This window comes from uncultured Sphingomonas sp. (genome assembly GCF_913062585.1).
Classification (GTDB): domain Bacteria; phylum Pseudomonadota; class Alphaproteobacteria; order Sphingomonadales; family Sphingomonadaceae; genus Sphingomonas.
Window position 1 is genome coordinate 1 of sequence record NZ_CAJXWX010000030.1, and the last position, 18,153, is coordinate 18,153.

The 18,153-nt window shown below is 66.8% G+C and carries 17 protein-coding genes; 10 read left to right on the forward strand and 7 right to left on the reverse strand.

All coding sequences use genetic code 11. The features are described from left to right. Positions 1-9: 9 nt before the first annotated feature. Positions 10-501, reverse strand: coding sequence for a JAB domain-containing protein (locus QZ546_RS15930; protein ID WP_294239716.1), 492 nt, complete (start codon positions 499-501; stop codon positions 10-12). On the opposite strand from QZ546_RS15930, the gene QZ546_RS15935 reads away from it, so the two are divergent. From QZ546_RS15935 to QZ546_RS15965, 7 genes are all read left to right on the forward strand, one after another. Then, a complete protein-coding gene (locus QZ546_RS15935) occupies positions 500-1,294 on the forward strand; it encodes a thymidylate synthase (RefSeq protein WP_294239718.1) in 795 nt (264 codons plus the stop codon). The two genes, QZ546_RS15930 and QZ546_RS15935, sit on opposite strands and share 2 nt — an antisense overlap. Next, positions 1,291-1,758, forward strand: coding sequence for a dihydrofolate reductase (locus QZ546_RS15940; RefSeq protein ID WP_294239720.1), 468 nt, complete (start codon positions 1,291-1,293; stop codon positions 1,756-1,758). Before QZ546_RS15935 ends, QZ546_RS15940 begins: the two co-directional genes overlap by 4 nt. Before the next feature lie 152 nt (positions 1,759-1,910). Beyond that, on the forward strand, positions 1,911-2,945 hold the full coding sequence (locus QZ546_RS15945) for a diguanylate cyclase (RefSeq protein ID WP_294239723.1): 1,035 nt from the start codon (positions 1,911-1,913) through the stop codon (positions 2,943-2,945). A gap of 33 nt (positions 2,946-2,978) precedes the next feature. Beyond that, a complete protein-coding gene (locus QZ546_RS15950; protein WP_294239725.1) occupies positions 2,979-3,917 on the forward strand; it encodes a bifunctional riboflavin kinase/FAD synthetase in 939 nt (312 codons plus the stop codon). Positions 3,918-3,952: 35 nt separating this feature from the next. After that, entirely contained in the window at positions 3,953-6,784 is a 2,832-nt protein-coding gene (ileS, locus tag QZ546_RS15955) for an isoleucine--tRNA ligase (protein ID WP_294239728.1), read from the forward strand. Next, on the forward strand, positions 6,777-7,283 hold the full coding sequence (lspA, locus tag QZ546_RS15960) for a signal peptidase II (protein WP_294239731.1): 507 nt from the start codon (positions 6,777-6,779) through the stop codon (positions 7,281-7,283). Before ileS ends, lspA begins: the two co-directional genes overlap by 8 nt. Further along, on the forward strand, positions 7,276-7,689 hold the full coding sequence (locus QZ546_RS15965) for a DUF3035 domain-containing protein (protein WP_294239734.1): 414 nt from the start codon (positions 7,276-7,278) through the stop codon (positions 7,687-7,689). Before lspA ends, QZ546_RS15965 begins: the two co-directional genes overlap by 8 nt. Positions 7,690-7,794: 105 nt before the next feature. Here QZ546_RS15965 and QZ546_RS15970 read toward each other — a convergent pair whose 3' ends face one another. The 6 genes from QZ546_RS15970 to QZ546_RS15995 form a co-directional block, all read right to left on the reverse strand. Continuing rightward, on the reverse strand, positions 7,795-8,949 hold the full coding sequence (locus QZ546_RS15970) for an energy transducer TonB (protein ID WP_294239737.1): 1,155 nt from the start codon (positions 8,947-8,949) through the stop codon (positions 7,795-7,797). Positions 8,950-9,084: 135 nt separating this feature from the next. Next, positions 9,085-9,927, reverse strand: coding sequence for a TorF family putative porin (locus QZ546_RS15975; protein WP_294239742.1), 843 nt, complete (start codon positions 9,925-9,927; stop codon positions 9,085-9,087). Between the two features lie 212 nt (positions 9,928-10,139). Beyond that, complete coding sequence (locus QZ546_RS15980) at positions 10,140-11,432, reverse strand: mechanosensitive ion channel domain-containing protein (RefSeq protein WP_294239745.1); 1,293 nt, start codon at positions 11,430-11,432, stop codon at positions 10,140-10,142. Further along, positions 11,429-12,625 carry a cystathionine beta-lyase gene (metC, locus tag QZ546_RS15985; protein WP_294239747.1) on the reverse strand — a complete coding sequence of 399 codons (1,197 nt, stop codon included), beginning with the start codon at positions 12,623-12,625 and terminating at the stop codon, positions 11,429-11,431. The genes QZ546_RS15980 and metC overlap by 4 nt, the downstream gene beginning before the upstream one ends. 5 nt (positions 12,626-12,630) lie before the next feature. Continuing rightward, complete coding sequence (locus tag QZ546_RS15990; protein WP_294239750.1) at positions 12,631-13,482, reverse strand: sulfurtransferase; 852 nt, start codon at positions 13,480-13,482, stop codon at positions 12,631-12,633. Between the two features lie 355 nt (positions 13,483-13,837). Further along, a complete protein-coding gene (locus QZ546_RS15995; protein ID WP_294239752.1) occupies positions 13,838-15,370 on the reverse strand; it encodes a cryptochrome/photolyase family protein in 1,533 nt (510 codons plus the stop codon). A 20-nt stretch (positions 15,371-15,390) separates the two neighbouring features. Here QZ546_RS15995 and queF point away from each other — a divergent pair, with 20 nt between their 5' ends. The 3 genes from queF (at position 15,391) to QZ546_RS16010 (ending at position 17,851) form a co-directional block, all read left to right on the forward strand. Next, complete coding sequence (gene queF, locus QZ546_RS16000; RefSeq protein WP_294239828.1) at positions 15,391-15,831, forward strand: preQ(1) synthase; 441 nt, start codon at positions 15,391-15,393, stop codon at positions 15,829-15,831. 123 nt (positions 15,832-15,954) lie between these two features. Further along, positions 15,955-16,752, forward strand: coding sequence for a PEPxxWA-CTERM sorting domain-containing protein (locus QZ546_RS16005; RefSeq protein ID WP_294239754.1), 798 nt, complete (start codon positions 15,955-15,957; stop codon positions 16,750-16,752). A 193-nt stretch (positions 16,753-16,945) separates the two neighbouring features. Next, positions 16,946-17,851 (forward strand): hypothetical protein, encoded by a 906-nt coding sequence (locus QZ546_RS16010; protein WP_294239756.1) that lies wholly within the window; start codon positions 16,946-16,948, stop codon positions 17,849-17,851. The last annotated feature ends 302 nt before the right edge of the window (positions 17,852-18,153 follow it).

The following is an 18,153-nucleotide window of genomic DNA, read 5'->3' on the forward strand; positions in this document are numbered from 1 at the left end:
GGAGGGGCTTTAGAGCAGGCCCTGTTCGCGCAGGCTAAAGACCGCTCCATTCGCCAGGATCAGGTGATCCAGCAGCGTCACGTCCAGCGCGCTTAGCCCTTGTGCCAGCCGCCGGGTGAGCGCCAGATCGGCCGCGCTTGGGCGGGCGTCGCCATCGGGATGGTTGTGCGCGATCAACACCGAGTCGGCCGACCACAGGAGCGCGTCGCGAGCGATCCGTGCGATGGGGACCGTCACCGATTCGGGGCGGCCCATGACATGGCGCAAGCCCAACAACATCCGATCCGAACCGAGATAGGCAATTCCCATCGTCTCCCGATCATTCCGGTTCAGGGCGCCAAACAGCGACAGCGCCTCCTGGCGCGTGCGAATGTGAAGGAGGGGACAGGGTAAGCGGTACACCAACAGAACTGCCCGAAAAGCCGGATGGACGCAGCTTTGTTCCGCACCGATCCCGATCCGCTTGGCTCCGGCCCCGCGCGGCGCTAGGCCCGTGGCCATGCGGCAATATCTCGACCTCATGGACCGGGTGATGACCCAGGGCGTCCGCCAGATGGACCGGACCGGCACGGGCACCTTGTCCGTCTTCGGCCATCAGATGCGTTTCGATCTGGCCAAGGGCTTCCCGGTTCTGACCACCAAGAAGCTCCACCTGCGCTCGATCATCGTCGAGCTGCTGTGGTTCCTGCGCGGCGACACCAATGTTCGCTGGCTGCAGGATCGCCGGGTGAGCATCTGGGACGAATGGGCCGACGAGCAGGGCGATCTGGGCCCCGTCTATGGCAAGCAGTGGCGCGACTGGGCGACGGCGGATGGCCGCCATATCGACCAGATCGCCGAGCTGGTGGAGCAGATCCGCACCCAGCCCGCCTCGCGCCGCCAGATCGTGTCGGCCTGGAATCCCGGCGACCTGCACGCGATGGCGCTGGCCCCGTGCCACTGCCTGTTCCAGACGCATGTTGCGAACGGTCGCCTGTCGCTGCAACTCTATCAGCGGTCGGCCGACATCTTCCTGGGCGTACCGTTCAACATCGCCTCCTATGCGCTGCTGACGCACATGCTGGCCCAGCAATGCGATCTGGAGGTGGGCGAGTTCATCTGGACCGGTGGCGACTGCCACCTGTACCTCAACCATCTGGAGCAGGCGAAGACACAGCTGGGCCGTGAGCCGGGCGTGCTGCCGCGTCTGGAAATCCTGCGCCGTCCCGAGGGGATCGACCGTTACGAGCCCGAGGATTTCGTGCTTCACGATTATGTCGCGCAGCCGCATATCAAGGCGCCGGTCGCGATATGATCGTGTTGATCCTGGCCCGCGCGCGCAACGGCGTGATCGGGCGCGATGGCGGGCTGCCCTGGCACCTGCCCGCCGATCTGAAGCGGTTCAAGGCGCTGACCATGGGTCGTCCGATGATCATGGGCCGCAAGACCTTCGAGAGCTTTCCCGCGCCCCTGCCCGGGCGGCGCCATATCGTCCTGACCCGCGACCGCGAATGGCGGGCGGCGGGGGCCGAACGGGCCCATGATCCGGCCGAAGCGCTGCAGATGGCGGGGGAAGGGGAGGTCTTCGTCATCGGGGGGGCAGAGATTTTTGATCTGTTCCGCGACCGCGCCGACCGTATCGAGCTGACCGAGGTCGATTGCGACGCGCAAGGGGATACGATCGTCGCGCCCTTTACTGGCTGGCGGGAAGTTGACCGCGCGCGATATCCTGCTTCGGACGGCCGGCCTGGCTATTCCTTTGTGACGTTACTTCGCTGACAGAAACAGGGCACAGCGAAGACGGATTAACCAGTTCGTTAAAATTTTGTCAGACCCCCGTCTTCATTTGCCCGTCGAGAGGCCGTAAGACTTTCGACAAGGACGAGATGCGGTCCTCAAGCCGCATTCATCTTGAGGGCAGACCCGACGGCATGATCATGGATTGGGAGAGCCAGGGGCAGAATCGGCCGAGTGCCGACCCCCCTGGCCTGTTCGACGCCAGCCGCGAGGCGCTGCTATTCCTCGACCGGCATCATCTGCCGCGCACGACACTCAGCTATGCGATGGCGCTCCAGTCCGTGCTGCACCCCTATGGCCCGCTGGGACAGGAGGTCGCGCGTCGCACCGATGGCGGGGTCCGCCTGACCGAAGACGACGTCCGCGACCTGATGCCGCTGGTCCGCCAGCATGAAATGACCGAGCGCCGTGGCGATCGCGCCCAGCTGGAAAACGAACTGGGCGATCAGGCCGAGCGGCTGGAGACGCTGACCGCCGATGCGCGCCAGATCACGAGCGGCTTTACCTCCGAGATCGCCGCGCTGTCGCAGGCGCATCGCGGCGGCAACGATATGGGCCCCGATACGGGTGCGGTCGCGCTGCTGCTGGAACAGCTGATCGCGCGTATCGCCCGGACCGAGCGCGATCTGGAGGAGCTGGCCGCCAATGTGGCGAGCTTGCGGACCCGGATCGACTCGGTGCCGCATGACGAGGATGTCGACCCGCTGACCGGCGTCATGAGCCGCACCGGCGCGCGCGCCCTGGTCGAGGCGCTGGCCGGCGATCCGCATGGCTATGTCGTGGCGACGTGCAGCCTCGACGATCTGGAGGGGATCAACGACCGCTATGGTCGCTCGGTCGCCGACAATGTCCTGCGCGCCTTCGTCGCCACGCTGCGCCAGAGCTGCGAGGGGGCGGAGATCATCCGCTGGCAGGGCAATCTGTTCGTCGTCGTCCTGCGCGGGCGTCCGCTGTCCATGGCGACGGGGATGCTGGAGGATGCGCGCGGGGCGATGCAGGCGCGCACCCTGCGCCTGCGCGGCTCGGGGGAGCCGATCGGCGTGGTGACGATGTCGGCAGGAGTCGCCGTCGGCATCGGCGTGCCGATGGAGGAGACGTTCCACAAGGCCGAATCGCTGCGCCAGCTCGCGGTGGACGGGATCGGCAACCGCATCCTGTCGCGCGCCTAGCCAATTCGCTCCGGCCTGTTATAGCGCCCGGCCATGCAGCGTGTTGAGGGCGTGGGACCGATCCCCACGCATCTGGCGGGCGGGATCGTCGCGCTGGGCAATTTCGACGGTTTTCATCTGGGGCATCAGGCGGTGGTCGGTGCCGCCGTCGCGCGTGCGCGTGCCGAGGGGCGCCCGGCGCTGGTCGCGACCTTCGACCCGCATCCGATCCGTTACTTCAAGCCCGACGCCGCGCCCTTCCGCCTGACCACGCTCGACCAGCGCGAGCGGCTGTTCGCCGCGGCGGGCGTCGATGCGATGATCGTGTTCCGCTTCGACGAAGATCTGGCCGCGCTGTCGGCGGAGGATTTCGTTCGGGGCCGGCTGTTGGCCGCGTTGCAGGTCGGCGGCGTCGTGACGGGCGAGGACTTCACCTTCGGCCGCGCGCGCAGCGGCGATGTGACGTCCCTGCGCGCCTGGGGGCGGGCGCACGGCTTTTCGACCGATGCGGTGGCACCCGTGATGCTGGACGGCGAGACGATCTCGTCCAGCCGGATTCGCGCGGCGCTGGTGTCGGGAGATGCGCAGACGGCGGCGCGGCTGCTGACCCGACCCTATACGATCCAGGGCGTGGTGCAGCATGGCGACAAGCTGGGCCGCACCATCGGCTATCCGACCGCCAATCTCGACATGGGCGAATATCTGCGTCCCGCCTATGGCATCTATGCGGTGCGCGGGGTTCTGGACGATGGACGCGTGCTGGACGGCGCGGCCAATCTGGGCATCCGGCCCAGTTTCGACCCGCCCAAGGAATTGCTGGAGCCGCATTTCTTTGATTTTACGGGCGATCTCTACGGCCATACCCTGTCGGTCGAGCTGATCGAATATCTGCGGCCCGAAGCGAAGTTCGACTCGCTGGACGCGCTGGTCACGCAAATGGACGCCGATTGTGCCCGTGCCCGTGGGATACTGGCATCGCATAATCCGGCATGACGTGTTAACCTAAAGGCGCTAAGGGCCTGTCCCCTATGACCGACGCGCCCGATTACCGCGACACCGTCTTCCTGCCGAAGACCGATTTCCCCATGAAGGCGGGGCTTGCCGCCAAGGAACCGGCGATCCTGGATCGCTGGGCCAAGATGGGGCTGTACGACCGCCTGCGCCGTGAGCGTGCGGGGCGCGAGCGGTTCATCCTGCATGACGGTCCGCCTTATGCGAATGGCGACATTCACATGGGCCATGCGCTCAACAAGGTGCTGAAGGACATCATCGTCCGTTCGCAGACCCTGCTGGGCAAGGACGCGCCCTATGTCCCCGGCTGGGACTGTCACGGCCTGCCGATCGAGTGGAAGGTCGAGGAGGCGTATCGCGCCAAGAAGCTGAACAAGGACGAGGTGCCCGTCGCGCAGTTCCGCGCCGAGTGTCGCGCCTATGCGGACACCTGGGTCGGCACGCAGAAGGCGCAGTTCGAGCGGCTGGGCGTGATGGGCGACTGGGCCCATCCGTACCTGACCATGACCTATGACGCCGAGGCGGTGATCGCGGGCGAGCTGCTCAAGTTCGCCGAATCGGGTCAGCTCTATCGCGGCGCCAAGCCGGTCATGTGGTCCCCGGTCGAAAAGACCGCGCTGGCCGAGGCCGAGGTCGAATATGAGGATATCGTCTCGACCCAGATCGATGTTGGGTTCGAGGTGGCGAGCTGCCCCGAATATCCCGATCTGGTCGGCGCGCTGGCGGTCATCTGGACGACGACCCCCTGGACGATCCCGGTCAACCAGGCGCTGAGCTATGGCGAGGCGATCGACTATCTGCACTTCGAGAGTGCGGGGCGTCGCTATCTGGTTGCCGAGCCGCTGCTGCCCGCCTTCACCAAGCGGACCGGCATCGCGATGGAGACGTTCATCGGCCTGGCGAAGGGCCCGGTGCTGGAGGGCGCGATGGCGAAGCACCCGATGCACAAGCTGGGCGGTTTCTTCGCCAAGCCGCGTCCGTTCCTGGCGGGCGAGTTCGTCACCACCGATGCCGGTACGGGCCTGGTCCATATGGCCCCCGATCACGGCGAGGACGATTTCCTGCTGTGCAAGGCGCATGGCATCGACCCGGTCTTCGCGGTACAGGGCGACGGCACCTATCGGCCCGACTGGGCGTGGCTGGGCGGCCAGGGCAGCGTCATTAACAAGAAGTTCGTCGCCGCCGAAGGGCCGATCTGTTCGGACCTCCGCGCGGTCGGCGCGCTGCTGTCCGCCTCGGATGATTTCCAGCACAGCTATCCGCATAGCTGGCGCTCCAAGGCGAAGGTCATCTTCCGCGCGACGCCGCAATGGTTCATCCCGATGGACCGGCCCGACACGACGATGGATCCCGGTCTGGCGCTGGCCAGTGTCGACCCGATCTCGGGCGTGACGCCGCTGCTTACCGTGCCGCTGGGCAATGGCGCAACGCTTCGCCAGACCGCGCTGGACGCGATCGAGCGGACCCGCTGGGTGCCCGAGCGCAGCCGCAACCGCATCCGCTCGATGGTGGAAGGGCGTCCCGACTGGGTCATCAGCCGTCAGCGCGCCTGGGGCGTGCCGATCGCGCTGTACGTGAACCGCCAGACCGGCGAATATCTGGCCGACAAGGGCGTCAATGCCCGCATCCTCGACGCCTTCCGCGCAGGCGGGGCGGATGCGTGGTTCACCGCCGATCACCAGGCGCTGCTCGGGGCCGATTACAACCTAGCCGATTACGAGCCGGTCAACGACATCCTCGACGTGTGGTTCGACTCCGGCTCGACCCATGCCTTCGTGATCGAGGCACGCTATGGCGAGGGCACACGCGCGAACCTGTATCTCGAAGGATCGGACCAGCATCGCGGCTGGTTCCAGTCGTCGCTGCTCGAATCCTGCGGCACGCGGGGGCGCGCGCCGTACGATGCGGTGCTGACCCATGGCTTCGCGCTCGACGGGCAGGGGCGCAAGATGTCCAAGTCGCTGGGCAATGTCGTCGATCCGCTGAAGATCATTGGCGAGTCGGGTGCCGACATCCTGCGCATCTGGACCGCCTCGACCGATTATTTCGAGGATGTGCGCATCGGCAAGGAGGTGCTCGCCACCGCCTCGGACAGCTATCGCAAGCTGCGCAACACCTTCCGCTATCTGCTCGGCGCGCTCGACGGGTTCACGGAAGAGGAGCGCATCTCCTACGACGTGATGCCCGAGCTGGAGCTCTATGTCCTCGCCCGCCTGACCCAGCTCGATACCGAGCTGCGCCGTGCGGCCGATGCCTATGAGTTCAACCGCTATCTGCGCGCGCTGACCGATTTCGCGAACGAGGACCTGTCGGCCTTCTTCTTCGATATCCGCAAGGACTCGCTCTATTGCGATGCCGCGACCGATCCGAAGCGGCGCAGCTATCGCACCGTGCTCGACATCCTGTTCCACGCGCTGGTCCGTTATGCCGCGCCGATCCTGTGCTTCACCGCCGAGGAAGTGTGGCAGTCGCGCTTCCCGTCGGAGGATGGCTCGGTCCACCTGCTCGAATGGCCGGAACTGCCGCAGCTGGGCGAGGACGAAGCGCTGATGGCGCGCTGGACCGAGATTCGCGGGCTTCGCGCGCAGGTGACCGAAGCGATCGAGCCGCTGCGCCGCGAAAAGACCGTGCGCTCGTCCAACGAAGCCGAGGTAACGGTGCCGTCGTTGCCGCTGGAGCCCCATGCCCTGGCCGAGGCGTTCATCGTCGCGGATGTCAGCCTGGCTGAGGCGGTGTCCGTGACCCGGACCGACAAACACAAATGCGGGCGCTGCTGGCGCCATCTGCCCGACGTGGTGGTGGACGGCGAATTGTGTGGCCGCTGTGCCGAGGTGGTTGCGCATGGGTAAGTTTCCCCGGCTGGGCCTGGCCACGGCGTTCGCGCTGTTCCTGGTCGATCAGGTCATCAAATGGGCGATCACCGGGCCGCTGGGCCTGCGGTCGCTGGGCGATGTCCGAGAGATCATCGGCATCTTCAACCTGCGTTTCGTGCCCAATTACGGTATTTCGCTGGGGCTGCTGACCGCCGACAGCAACGCCTCGCGCTGGGCGCTGGTCGCGATGACCGGGGCGATCGCGCTCGTCGTGGCCTTCTGGATGACGCGCGAGCGCAACCCGGTCGACCAGGTGGCGCTCGGCTGTGTGCTGGGCGGCGCGCTGGGCAATATCCTCGACCGGGTGCGTTTCGGTTATGTCGTCGACTTCGCCGATCTGCACTTCGGCGAGTGGCGCCCCTTTTTGGTCTTCAATGTCGCCGATGCAGCGATTACGATAGGCGTTCTGGTTCTGCTGGCGCGCGCGCTCCTCGTGCGCGACCGGCCCGCTCCCGTGGAGAAGAGCAATGCGTAAGTTGGTGCCCGTCATCGCAGGTCTGTCCTGCGCCGCGTTGCTGACGGGATGTGGGGCCGGTCGTGGCCTCGACCGGGCGCGCCCCGACGAATTCGCCGTCGCGCGGCAGCCCTCGCTGATCATTCCGCCCGATTTCGCGCTGGTCCCGCCCCAGCCGGGTGCGGCGCCCGTCCAGGCGCGCAGCAGCCAGCAGCAGACGCTCGACGCGCTGTTCGGCGGTCAGGCGGCGCGCAGCCAGTCGGAATATGGTCTGGTCCAGAATGCCGGGGCGGACAGCGCCGATCCGGGCATCCGCTCCTCGGTCGGCGATCCCGGCACCAATGTCGTCGACAAGGGCGCGACCACCCGCGACATCGTCGCCGCGCCGGAAGGCGACGGCCAGGACGCACGCGCCGCGACCAAGTAAACGCGCCGCGACCGCGATACGAAAAGGGCCGGGGGCAACATCGCCCGTCCGGCCCTTTTTGCTGTGCCATAATTCCTCTCCTGCGAGGGGAGGCATGGTGGAGGATCAGCTCTGCGGGTCGGTGCTCGCCCCTTCGCCGCCAGGGCTGGGCGTCCGCTCGGGCCCCATGACGAACCGCACCCGGTCGACACAGCCGGTATAGCCCGCCCCGTTGGTCGGCAGCCGCGCGGCCCGGATCATCGCGACCGCCTGCGTGCCGAAATCGTCGGAGGGCTGGGCGACGACGACCTTCCAGTTGCCCGTCTCGCCCCAGGGCGCGACATCGTAGCGGACGACCGCCCAGCCTTCGATCGACCGGCGTCGATAGGCCTGGGGATAGCGCAATTGCGGTGGGACGGCCCAGCCATGTTCGTCCGGGCAGGTGCCGCCTTCGACCTTGGTGGCGCGGATCGCCTCGGGCATGTCGGGGGCGGGCAATTTCGCCGCACCGCGCCAATAGGGGTAGAGGCACCCCGTCCGCGCACCCTTGGTGAAGCGCGATTCGCGGATCGCCTTCAACGCCGCCGCATCGAGCGCGCGGTTGCCGGTGCCGGTCAGGATGGCGAGCGCCCGTGGCTTGCCCGCCGCATCCAGGTCGTAACGGACCATCGACCAGTCGCGCACGCCCGGCGTGGCGGGGATCGTGGCGAAATCAGGGAAATGGCGTTCGAGCGGCTGGGGCTGCGGATCCTGCAGACAGGTGCCGCCCGCCTCGCGAATCCGCTTCCATCCCTCTTCGGGCAGCACGCCCGACAGTGGTTGCAGCGTGTAGGAGACAAGTTCCGGCACCGCTGCCTGCGCCAGCGGGGTGCTGCGCAGCGTGAAGGTGATGGTACAGCCGTCCCGTGGCTCGCCGGGCGCGAAGCGGCTGGCGGCCAGGGCGGGTGCGACATCCTCGGCAAAGGGCATGTAGCCGGGCGTCTCATGGCTCAGCGAAACCGGGCGGCCGCTTGCGTCGATGGCGAAGTGCAGGGTCAGCGTGCGGGGGGCCTGGGAACCGATCCAGCCCATCTGGTTCCAGGGCCGCCGGATCGGCTGGCCGGTGACGACCATCCCGCCGCACCGCACCTCGCCCGGGTCCCACTGGATGAGCGTCCGGCCGCCAGCGGGCTGCTCGACGGCTATGATCGGCGGGCCCTGAAGTGACCAAGCCGCCCCGGAAGACAGGGCGAACGCCCCGAAGACGCCGATGTACAGGACGGAACGGCGGTATCGATGCATGGGACGCACTCCATCGCGACAGGGCGTCAGCTTACGCAGCCATCATGTCGCGGGAAAGTCGTCCCGGCCGGCGTTTTGTTGAGACAAAAAAAGAGCGGCGCCCCCCAGCGCCGCTCTTCCCTCCCCTCACTTCGATCAGAAGGCGGCGGTCAGCGAGAAGACCACCGTCGCATCCGAGATCGAAGCGCCGCCCGGAACCTGATATTGCGAGAAGTTCGGCTGGATATAGGCCGCTTTCGACTTGGTGATGTCGGTGTCGATATACGACACGTTGAAGGTCAGGTTCTTGTACGCCGCGACATCGGCGCCCAGCGACCAGTCCCAATAGCTGCCGGTCGGGGCCAGGCTGGTGCCGTTCGGGCCCAGGCCGGGATTGCCCTTCGAATAGCCGATATGCGCCTTGGCGGTGATCGGCGTGCCCGGAATGGCCGCCGCGCCGTCGCCGGTCAGATAGATGTTATCCCAGCGCTGGCCACGGCTGTACGAGGTGTTGGAGAAATTGCCGAGCGAGGTCTGCTTGGGCGCGTAATAGGCACCGGCGGTCAGCGTCGCGGGGCCCGCCGTGCCCGAAAGGCGGCCGAAGAATTCGACCACGTCGGTCTCCGACGCACCGCCCGGATAGGTGTACCAGGTGACGCCGACATCGGCGGTCGCGCTGCCATAGGTGTGCTTGTACCCGGCGATGCCGTCCAGCTCCATATTGGCGCCGCCGAACGTGCCCCAGCCCGCCAGGTTCGACGCGAAGGTGCCGATATAGAAGCCGCTTTCATGCGCGACGGTCAGCGCGACCTGCACGGCCGCGTTCTTGTTCGTTTGCGACACGCCGCGCAGGCGATAATCGGTCAGGATCGCCGCGCTGCCGCTGACCGTGATCGGAGAGGGAGCCGCCGTCGGTGCCGCGGCACCGCTGTCCTGCGCAAAGGCCGGGGTTGCGGCAGCCAGCGAGAGGCCGCCAAGAAGAATCGTGGAGAAGCGCATCGTTTCCCTTCCAAACCGGAAATTCGACGTTCTCACCTGCATTCCCGCACCGGTGCGGCTTCTGTCTGTCGGGGCGAACCCGGCGAACCGTCTGCCGTTGCGAGGCCTGAAGACTGGCAGCGCATGGTGCGCCGCACAAGCATAATCTAATGCAGGATGGTTTTTATGAGACGCGATGTTGCGCAATAGGCACAGTCCTGCGCGACGAAATTCTAATCGCGCAGATTCTCGTGACGTTCAGCCGTGGGCAGCGAGCGGATATGAATGTCCCGCTGGGGATAGGGCAGGCCGATGCCATGTTCCTTGAACAGCCACCATAGCCGATTCAGCACGTCCGAGCGGACATTGCCCACCCCGCTTTCGGGGTCGCTGATCCAGGCGAGAATCTCGTGCTGGAGCGCATAGTCGCCAAAGCCCATCAGCCAGACATTGGGCTTGGGGCTTTTCAGCACGCGCGGCGATTCATGGGCGGCGCGCAGCATCAGTTCCTGCGCCAGTTTCAGGTCGCTGTCATAGGCGATCGAGACGGGGATGCGGACGCGGACGTTGCGGTCGGAATAGGACCAGTTCTCCACCTCCTGGGTCATCAGATTCTCGTTGGGGATCAGATGCTCTTTGCCGTCGCGGGTGATGATCGAGACGGCGCGCACGCCGATCTTGTTCACCCAGCCGATCTCGTTCTGGAGTGCGATGACGTCGCCCGGCTTGATCGAGCGGTCCATCAACAGGATGATCCCGGCGATCAAATTGCCGATCGTCTTCTGAAGCCCGAAACCGATCGCCAGGCCGAAGCCGCCGGAGAACAGCGCCAGGCTGGTCAGGTCGATCTCCAGCAGGTCCATCGCGAAGAAGAAGGCGATGACGACGATGGCGATGCTGGCGAGCTTCTGCGCCAGAAGCTTCTGGGTGGGGTCGAGGCCGCGGGCATGGCCGATCCACTGCTCGGTGATCCGCGTGACGGCGCGGGTGACGGCCAGGATCGTGACCACCGTGACCAGCATCGTCACCAGCAACATGACCGAGAATCGGCGCGAGCCCACGGTAAAGCCGATCTGCTCGGCAAGGCGGCTGACCGGCTCCAGCCCGCCGATCTCGCGGCTGAACAGCGCCACGAAACAGACGATGGCAAAGACCCAGGCCAGCCAGCGCGGCAGGTTCAACCCGCGCAGCAGCTGGAACCCGGCGCGCGCCACCGACGCGCCGAGCGCCAGCCCGATGGGCACGCCCGCCAGCGACTCCCACGGCCAGATCGCGCCCAGCGTCATCAACAGGAACGCCGCGACGACATGCCGGGTGATCGCGCAGATCCGCGCGTGCAGCGTCTCGCCCTTGGCGATGGCGAAACGCTGCACCATCGCGGCGATAGGCGGGCCGAGCCTGCGTCCCGCGATCACCCCGCCCGCCAGCATGGCCAGCGTCAGGACCGAGGCGATCCCGGCCTCCATGGCCTCGGCGCGGGTCGGCAGGTCGATGCCGCTCGCCTGAAGCCATTCGGTGAGCGTCATCCGCGCGCGGCCCGGAACCGGGCTAGCCCCCGGTCGAGATCGGCGATCAGGTCGCCTGTGTCCTCCAGCCCGATCTGCAGCCGGATCAGCGGCCCGGCGAAGTCGCGCTTGGTCACGCTGCGATAGCGATGCGGGTCGGCGGGGATGGCGAGGCTCTCATAACCGCCCCAGCTGAAGCCGAGGCCGAAATGCGCGAGGCCATCGAGCATCGCCGTCCGCGCGGCGTCGTTGCCGCCGTCGAGGACGAAGGCGAACAGCCCGCTCGACCCCAGGAAGTCGCGCGCGAAAATCTCATGGCCGGGGCAGGAGGGCAAAGCGGGATGAAGCACCTGCGCCACGCCCGGCTGCTCGGCCAGCCACTTCGCGATGGTCAGTGCGCTCGCCTGGTGATGGGCAAGGCGTACGCCCATGGTGCGCAGCCCCCGGCTGCCCAGATAGGCGTCGTCGGGGCTGGCGACCTGGCCGAGCTGGAAACTCGCATCGCGGAGCGCCGCCCAATGCGAGGGCGCGGCCGTCACCGACCCCAGCATCGCGTCCGAATGGCCGACGATATATTTGGTGCAGGCCAGCACCGTCAGGTCGACGCCCTTTTCGATCGCCGGGAAGAACAGCGGCGTCGCCCAAGTATTGTCGAGGATCGTGGTGATGCCCCTGGCCTTGGCGACCGCGACGATGGCGGGAATGTCCTGCACCTCGAAGCTGAGCGAGCCGGGGCTTTCGAGGAAGATCGCCTTCGTGGCGGGGCCGATCAGCTCGGCGATGCCCGCTCCCACCAGCGGATCGTAGAAGCGCGTCGTGATCCCCATCCGCGCCAGCAGCCCGGTGGCGAGCCCGCGCGTCGGATCATAGGCGCTGTCGACCAGCAGCAGCTCGTCGCCCGGCGACAGGACGGACAGCAGCGCCGCCGCGATCGCCGCCACGCCCGAGGGGTAGAGGAAGGTCGCCTCCGCGCCCGGCTCCAGGCTGGTCAGCGCGTCCGCCAGCGACCATTGGGTGGGCAGGCCCTTGCGGCCATAGAACAGCTTCTCGTGCAGGTTGCCCGACCCCACGGCACGCATATGCGCGACATTGTCGTAGAGCACGGTCGATCCGCGCCAGACGGGGACGTTGACCACGCCCTTCGTCCATTCGGCGCGGCGGCCCGCCTGGACCAGGCGGGTGGCGGGCTTGATGGGCAGGTCGTCGTCGGTCATCGGATTCACACGTCTTTCGCTTTGGGAGTGCTGGGGTCGGAGCCCCATTCGGTCCAGCTGCCGTCATAGACCGGCATCATCCCGCCGATCCGCTCCGCCCCGAAGGCCAGGACGCAGGCGGTGATGCCCGATCCGCAGGTGGCGACCATCGGCCTGGCCGGGTCCACCCCGGCGGCGGCAAAGGCCTCGGCAATGGCGGCGGGGGATTTCCAGCGGCCATCGGCCGCGAACAGCTTGGAATAGGGCAGGTTCAGCGCGCCGGGCATATGGCCGGGCTCGACGCCGGGGCGCGGCTCGGGCTCGGCCCCGGCCCCGGCGAAGCGGCCGGGGGAGCGCGCGTCGACGATCTGCGCATCGCCCGCCTCGACATGGGTCCGCACTTCGCGAAGGCTGCGCACGCGGGCGAGGTCGGGTTCGGCGAGGAACAGGCCGGGCGCTTCGGGCGCGCCCGCGGCACCCAGCATGACCGGATGCCCCGCCGCCTTCCAGGCGTCCAGCCCGCCGTCGAGGAGCGAGACCGACTTCGCTCCGAACAGCGTCAGGAGCCACCAGACCCGCGCCGCGCTGTGCAGCGGCGATCGGTCGTACAGGACGATGCGGTCGGCATGGCCGACGCCCGCCTCGCTCAGGGCATGGGCGAAGTGGTCGGCCGGCGGCAGGGTCATCGGCAGGTCGCTGTCGGGATCGGCGAGACGGCCCATCGGCAGGAAGCGCGCAGCCGGGATATGCCCGTCCTCAAACCCGCGCCGTGCGGTGGTGCCGTCGGGATCGTCGAGGAAATAGGTGACGTCGAGGATGCGCACATCCGCTTCGCCCGCGATGGCGGCGAGTTCGTCCGGAGTGATGAGTGGCGGCATCTCGGGTCCCCTTGGTCGAGTGCCGTACCTAGGCGCGTTGGGGGCGGGGTCGCAAGCGGGGTGCGGTAAGCCCCTCCCGCAGGCGGGAGGGGTTTGGGGAGGGCAGGGCCGCGGGCGGTGGGCTCGGTGAGACTCCTCACCCTCCCCCATCCCAGTTTCAGGTAAACGATGCCCCGCATCGTTTAGGTCATGCCGGGGGGGCATGACCGACCTGAAACTCGCTTGCGGGAGGGGAGCGGCCAGAGGCGAGGGAGGGGCGTGGCCTTCGACTTCGCTCAGGCTGAACGGCGGTTGTAGCGTCGATCTTCCCTCGCGCCGTTCAGCCTGAGCGAAGTCGAAGGCCACGGGAAACCCGCTATTCCAACCCCTTCAAATACCCCGCCGCCTGCGCCCGCACCGCCTTCTTGTCCGCCTCCGGCATCCGGTCCCAGTTCCGATACGCCATCGCCATGCGCACATTCCCCGCGAACCGCGTCTCGTGCCGCGCGAGGAAATCCCAATAGAGCGCGTTGAACGGGCAGGCATCCTCGCCCACCCGTTGCTTCACATCATAGCGGCACGACCCGCAATAATCCGACATGCGGTTGATATAGGCCCCGGACGAGACATAGGGCTTGGAGGCGATGATGCCGCCATCGGCGAACTGGCTCATGCCGACGACATTGGGCAGCTCGACCCATTCATAGGCGTCGATATAGATTTCCAGATACCAGCGATGCACCTCGGCCGGGTCCGCGCCGATCAATATGGCGAAATTGCCCGTCACCATCAGCCGCTGGATATGATGGGCATGGGCGGTGTCGAGCGTCTGGCCCAGCGCCTCGGCCATGCAGTGCATGTCGGTTTCGCCGGTCCAGTAGAAGCCGGGCAGCTTGCGATGCGCGCGCAGGAAGTTGCGGTCCACATAATCCGGCCCGACATGCCAGTAGAGCCCGCGGACATATTCGCGCCAGCCGATGATCTGGCGGATATAGCCCTCGACCGAATTGAGGCTGGCGTTGCCGTCCTCATATTCCCCCTCCGCCATCCGGCAAAGCTCCATCGGGTCGAGCAGCCCCGAATTGATATAGGGCGACAGGACCGAGTGCCACAGCTGGTGCTGGCCGGTCAGCATCGCATCCTGATAGTCGCCGAATTTGGGCAAGCCGTGGGCCATGAACGCCTCGGCCTGGGCCCGGGCCTCCTCGGCGGTCGTGGCATAGGCGAAGCCGTCGAGCGAGCCGGGATGATTGTCGAAGCGGGCGGCGACCAGCTGCAGCACCTCGCGCGTCGTCTTGTCGGGCGCGAATGTCAGCGGCTCGGGCGGGACGCCCTTCTTCGGCGCGGGCTTGCGGTTGTCGGCGTCGTAATTCCATTTGCCGCCTTCGGGCTTGTCACCCTTCATCAGCAGGCCGGTCTTGCGCCGCATCAGCCGGTAGAAATACTCCATGCGGAGTTCCTTGCGGTCCTTCGCCCAGTCCTCGAATTCCGCCTGGCCGGCGATGAAGCGGGCGTCGGGGCGGATGTCGACGGGAATGCCGAACATCGTCTCCCACGCTTCCAGCATCGCGGCGACCCGCCATTCGCCCGCTTGCGTGACGACGATGCGCGCTGGATCGTGGCGCTCGACCGCGCGGGCGACCTCGCCGGTGAAGCTGCCCGCATTGTCCGGGTCGTCCAGCTTCACATAGTCGACCGTCCAGCCCGCCTTCCTGAGCGCTTCGGCATGGTGGCGCATCGCGGACAGGATATAGGCGATCTTGGCCTTGTGATGGCGGACGTAACCCGTCTCGTCCTCCACCTCCATCATCAGCAATATGCTGTGCCTGGGGTCCGCGCCCTCCAGCGACGACGGATTCATCGACAATTGGTCGCCCAGGATCGGGATCAGCGTTGGCGATTGGGGCATGATTATCCTACATGGCCTTCATGAAGCATCTCGGCCAGACCAGCGCGCTGCCCGCTTCCCCGGAAGAGGCGGTGCTCGATTATGTTCCCAACCCGCGCCCGGGGCGCACCTATCTGATCCGGTTCGCGGCACCCGAGTTCACCTCGCTCTGCCCCGTGACCGGCCAGCCCGACTTCGCGCACCTCGTCATCGACTATGTGCCGGGCGAGACGATCGTCGAGTCGAAGTCGCTGAAGCTGTTCCTGGGCAGCTTCCGCAACCATGCCGGTTTCCACGAGGATTGCACCGTCGGCATCGGCGAGCGGCTGTTCGACGAGATGAAGCCGGTCTGGCTGCGCATCGGCGGCTACTGGTATCCGCGCGGCGGCATCCCGATCGACGTGTTCTGGCAGTCCTCTACCCCGCCCGCCGATCTATGGCTGCCCGACCAGGGCGTCGCGGGTTATCGCGGCCGGGGCTGACGCCGGCCCTAACGTCCCGTTCATCCCTTTGTGAAACAGTGACGATGTTTGAAGGCGATGACCGACGGGCGTAAGGGCCCGCCGGTCATCGGCATCGTCATGGTGCGCTGAAGGAACAGGGTTGTGCAGACGTTCGTCAAATATCTCGCCATGCTGCTGCTATCGCTGATCGGCCTGGGAACGGCCGGTGTCGCGAATGCCAGTCCGACCATCCTGATCAACGACGCCAATGGTAGCCTCGTCTCCTATGACACGGCCACGAAGGTGAGCACGGTGCTGAGCACCACGTGCGACACGATGTACGACATCGCGCTGAACCCGGGTGGCGACCTCTATGGTGTCGATGGCGGCACGCTCTACAGGATTTCGACCGCGTCCGGCGCCACCACGATGCTCGGTTCGCTGGGCTCGTTCGTGAACGGGCTGGTCTTCGGCGCCGACGGTACGCTCTATGGCTCGGGCGACAGCAACCTGTACAAGATCAACACCACCACCGGCGTCGCCAGCCTGGTCGGCGCGATGGGCAAGATGCAGTCGGCGGGCGACCTCGCCTTCTTCAAGGGGCAGTTGTACCTCGCCAGCGACCTGGGGCTGGCGGTCGTCAATACGACCACCGGCGTCGCCAGCCTGATCGGCGGCACGTCCAATATCTTCGGCCTCGCCTCCACGGCGGACGCGCTGTTCGGCGTCATGGGCACCAGCATCTACAACATCAACCCGACGACCGGTGTCGGCGTGGCTGTCGCGTCGTATAAGGGCAGCAGCGCTTATGGTGCGGCCTCTATCCCGACGCCGACCGCGATCCCCACGCCGACTTCGGTGCCGGAGCCCGCGACCTGGGCGATGCTGCTGCTGGGTCTGGTCTTGGTCGGCATCGTGCTGCGCCGCCGCCAGACCGCGCCGCGTGCTGCCTTCGCCTGACACGTCCGATCGCCGGATACCGGCGCGAACACCGAATTGCGACCGGCCGTCCTTCGGGGCGGCCGGTTTTGCTTTGGGCCGGTGCCCGGGCACCGACGGGATAAGGATATCGCAACGGATTTGCGCCAGGGAAGACGATGTGGGGGCCGTTAATCGGTCCCATCATCGGACCGATGGAACTGGAGTGACGAGCGTGAAACACCTGCTTTGGAGCGCGGCTCCCCTGGCCCTTCTGCTGCTGTCGGGTTGCCAGTCCCGGTCCGAGGGGCCGGCGGCCGCCAAGGTCGACGGGCGCGACATCCCGGTGGCGACGCTGGACGCCGAGCTGAAGGACGCGCCGCCCAATATCGACCGGGTCGCCTATCGCAAGACGATCCTGCCTCAGGTGATCGACCGCGACCTGCTGGCCCAGGCGGCGCGGCAGATGGGGCTCGACAAGACCGCCGAATTTGCCATCGCGCGCGACCGCGAAGAACAGAAGCTGCTGATTGCGATGCTGGCGCAGAAGCTCGCCAACACGCTGCCCGCCCCGACCGGCCAAGCGATCGACGTCTATATCGCTGCACATCCTTACGAATTCGCGCAGCGGCAGAAATTCTATGTCGACCAGATCCGCTTCGCCAAGCCGTCCAGCACCGAGGCGCTGATGGCGTTGGGCCAGTATAAGACGCTCGACGCGCTGGCCGATGCCCTGACGCAGAATGCCGCGACCTTCACGCGCAGCCATGTGCTGGTCGACTCGGCATTCCTCGATCCCGCCATTGCGGGCGCGATGACCAAGCAGCCGCTGGGCGATCCGATCCTCGTGCCGCTGGACGGCTTCTACACCGCCAACGCGATCGTCCAGCGCATGGCGGAGCCGCTGACGGGGCCCGCCGCGCGCGGGCTGGCCGCGGAAATCCTGCGCCGCAAGGCGATCGCCGACGCGCTGGGCAAGGCGCTCCAGGACCAGCGCAAGGCGGCGTCGATCGCCTACCAGCCGGGTTTCCAGCCTGCGGCCAAGACGTCCGGCACTAGCCCCGGCACCAGCAAGGTGGTCGAGGATGCGGCCGGACGCGCCGCCGGTACAGCGGGCGCGACGCCGGGCACTCGTCCGTAAGAGGCCGTCCCGATCGGCATTCGGGGTCGGCTTACTCCTCCCTCTCCCCTGTCCAGGGGAAAGGGAAGAATAGGCGACGCGGACGTTCTGCGACGCCCCGTACGGCGGCAGCTCATCTTCCCATCCCTTCGTCGTACAGCCGAACACCTGCATCGCCGGGGCTGCGCTTGCAGAACAGGGCGAAACCAGCCGGCCACCAGGCCGGCCAGGGAAAGCTGTCATTGCCATGCGGTAATGATCCGAGGCGCCCCTTCCCCGATCGCCCATGACCCGTTGTTTGGCCGAGCGATCAGAAGTTGCGG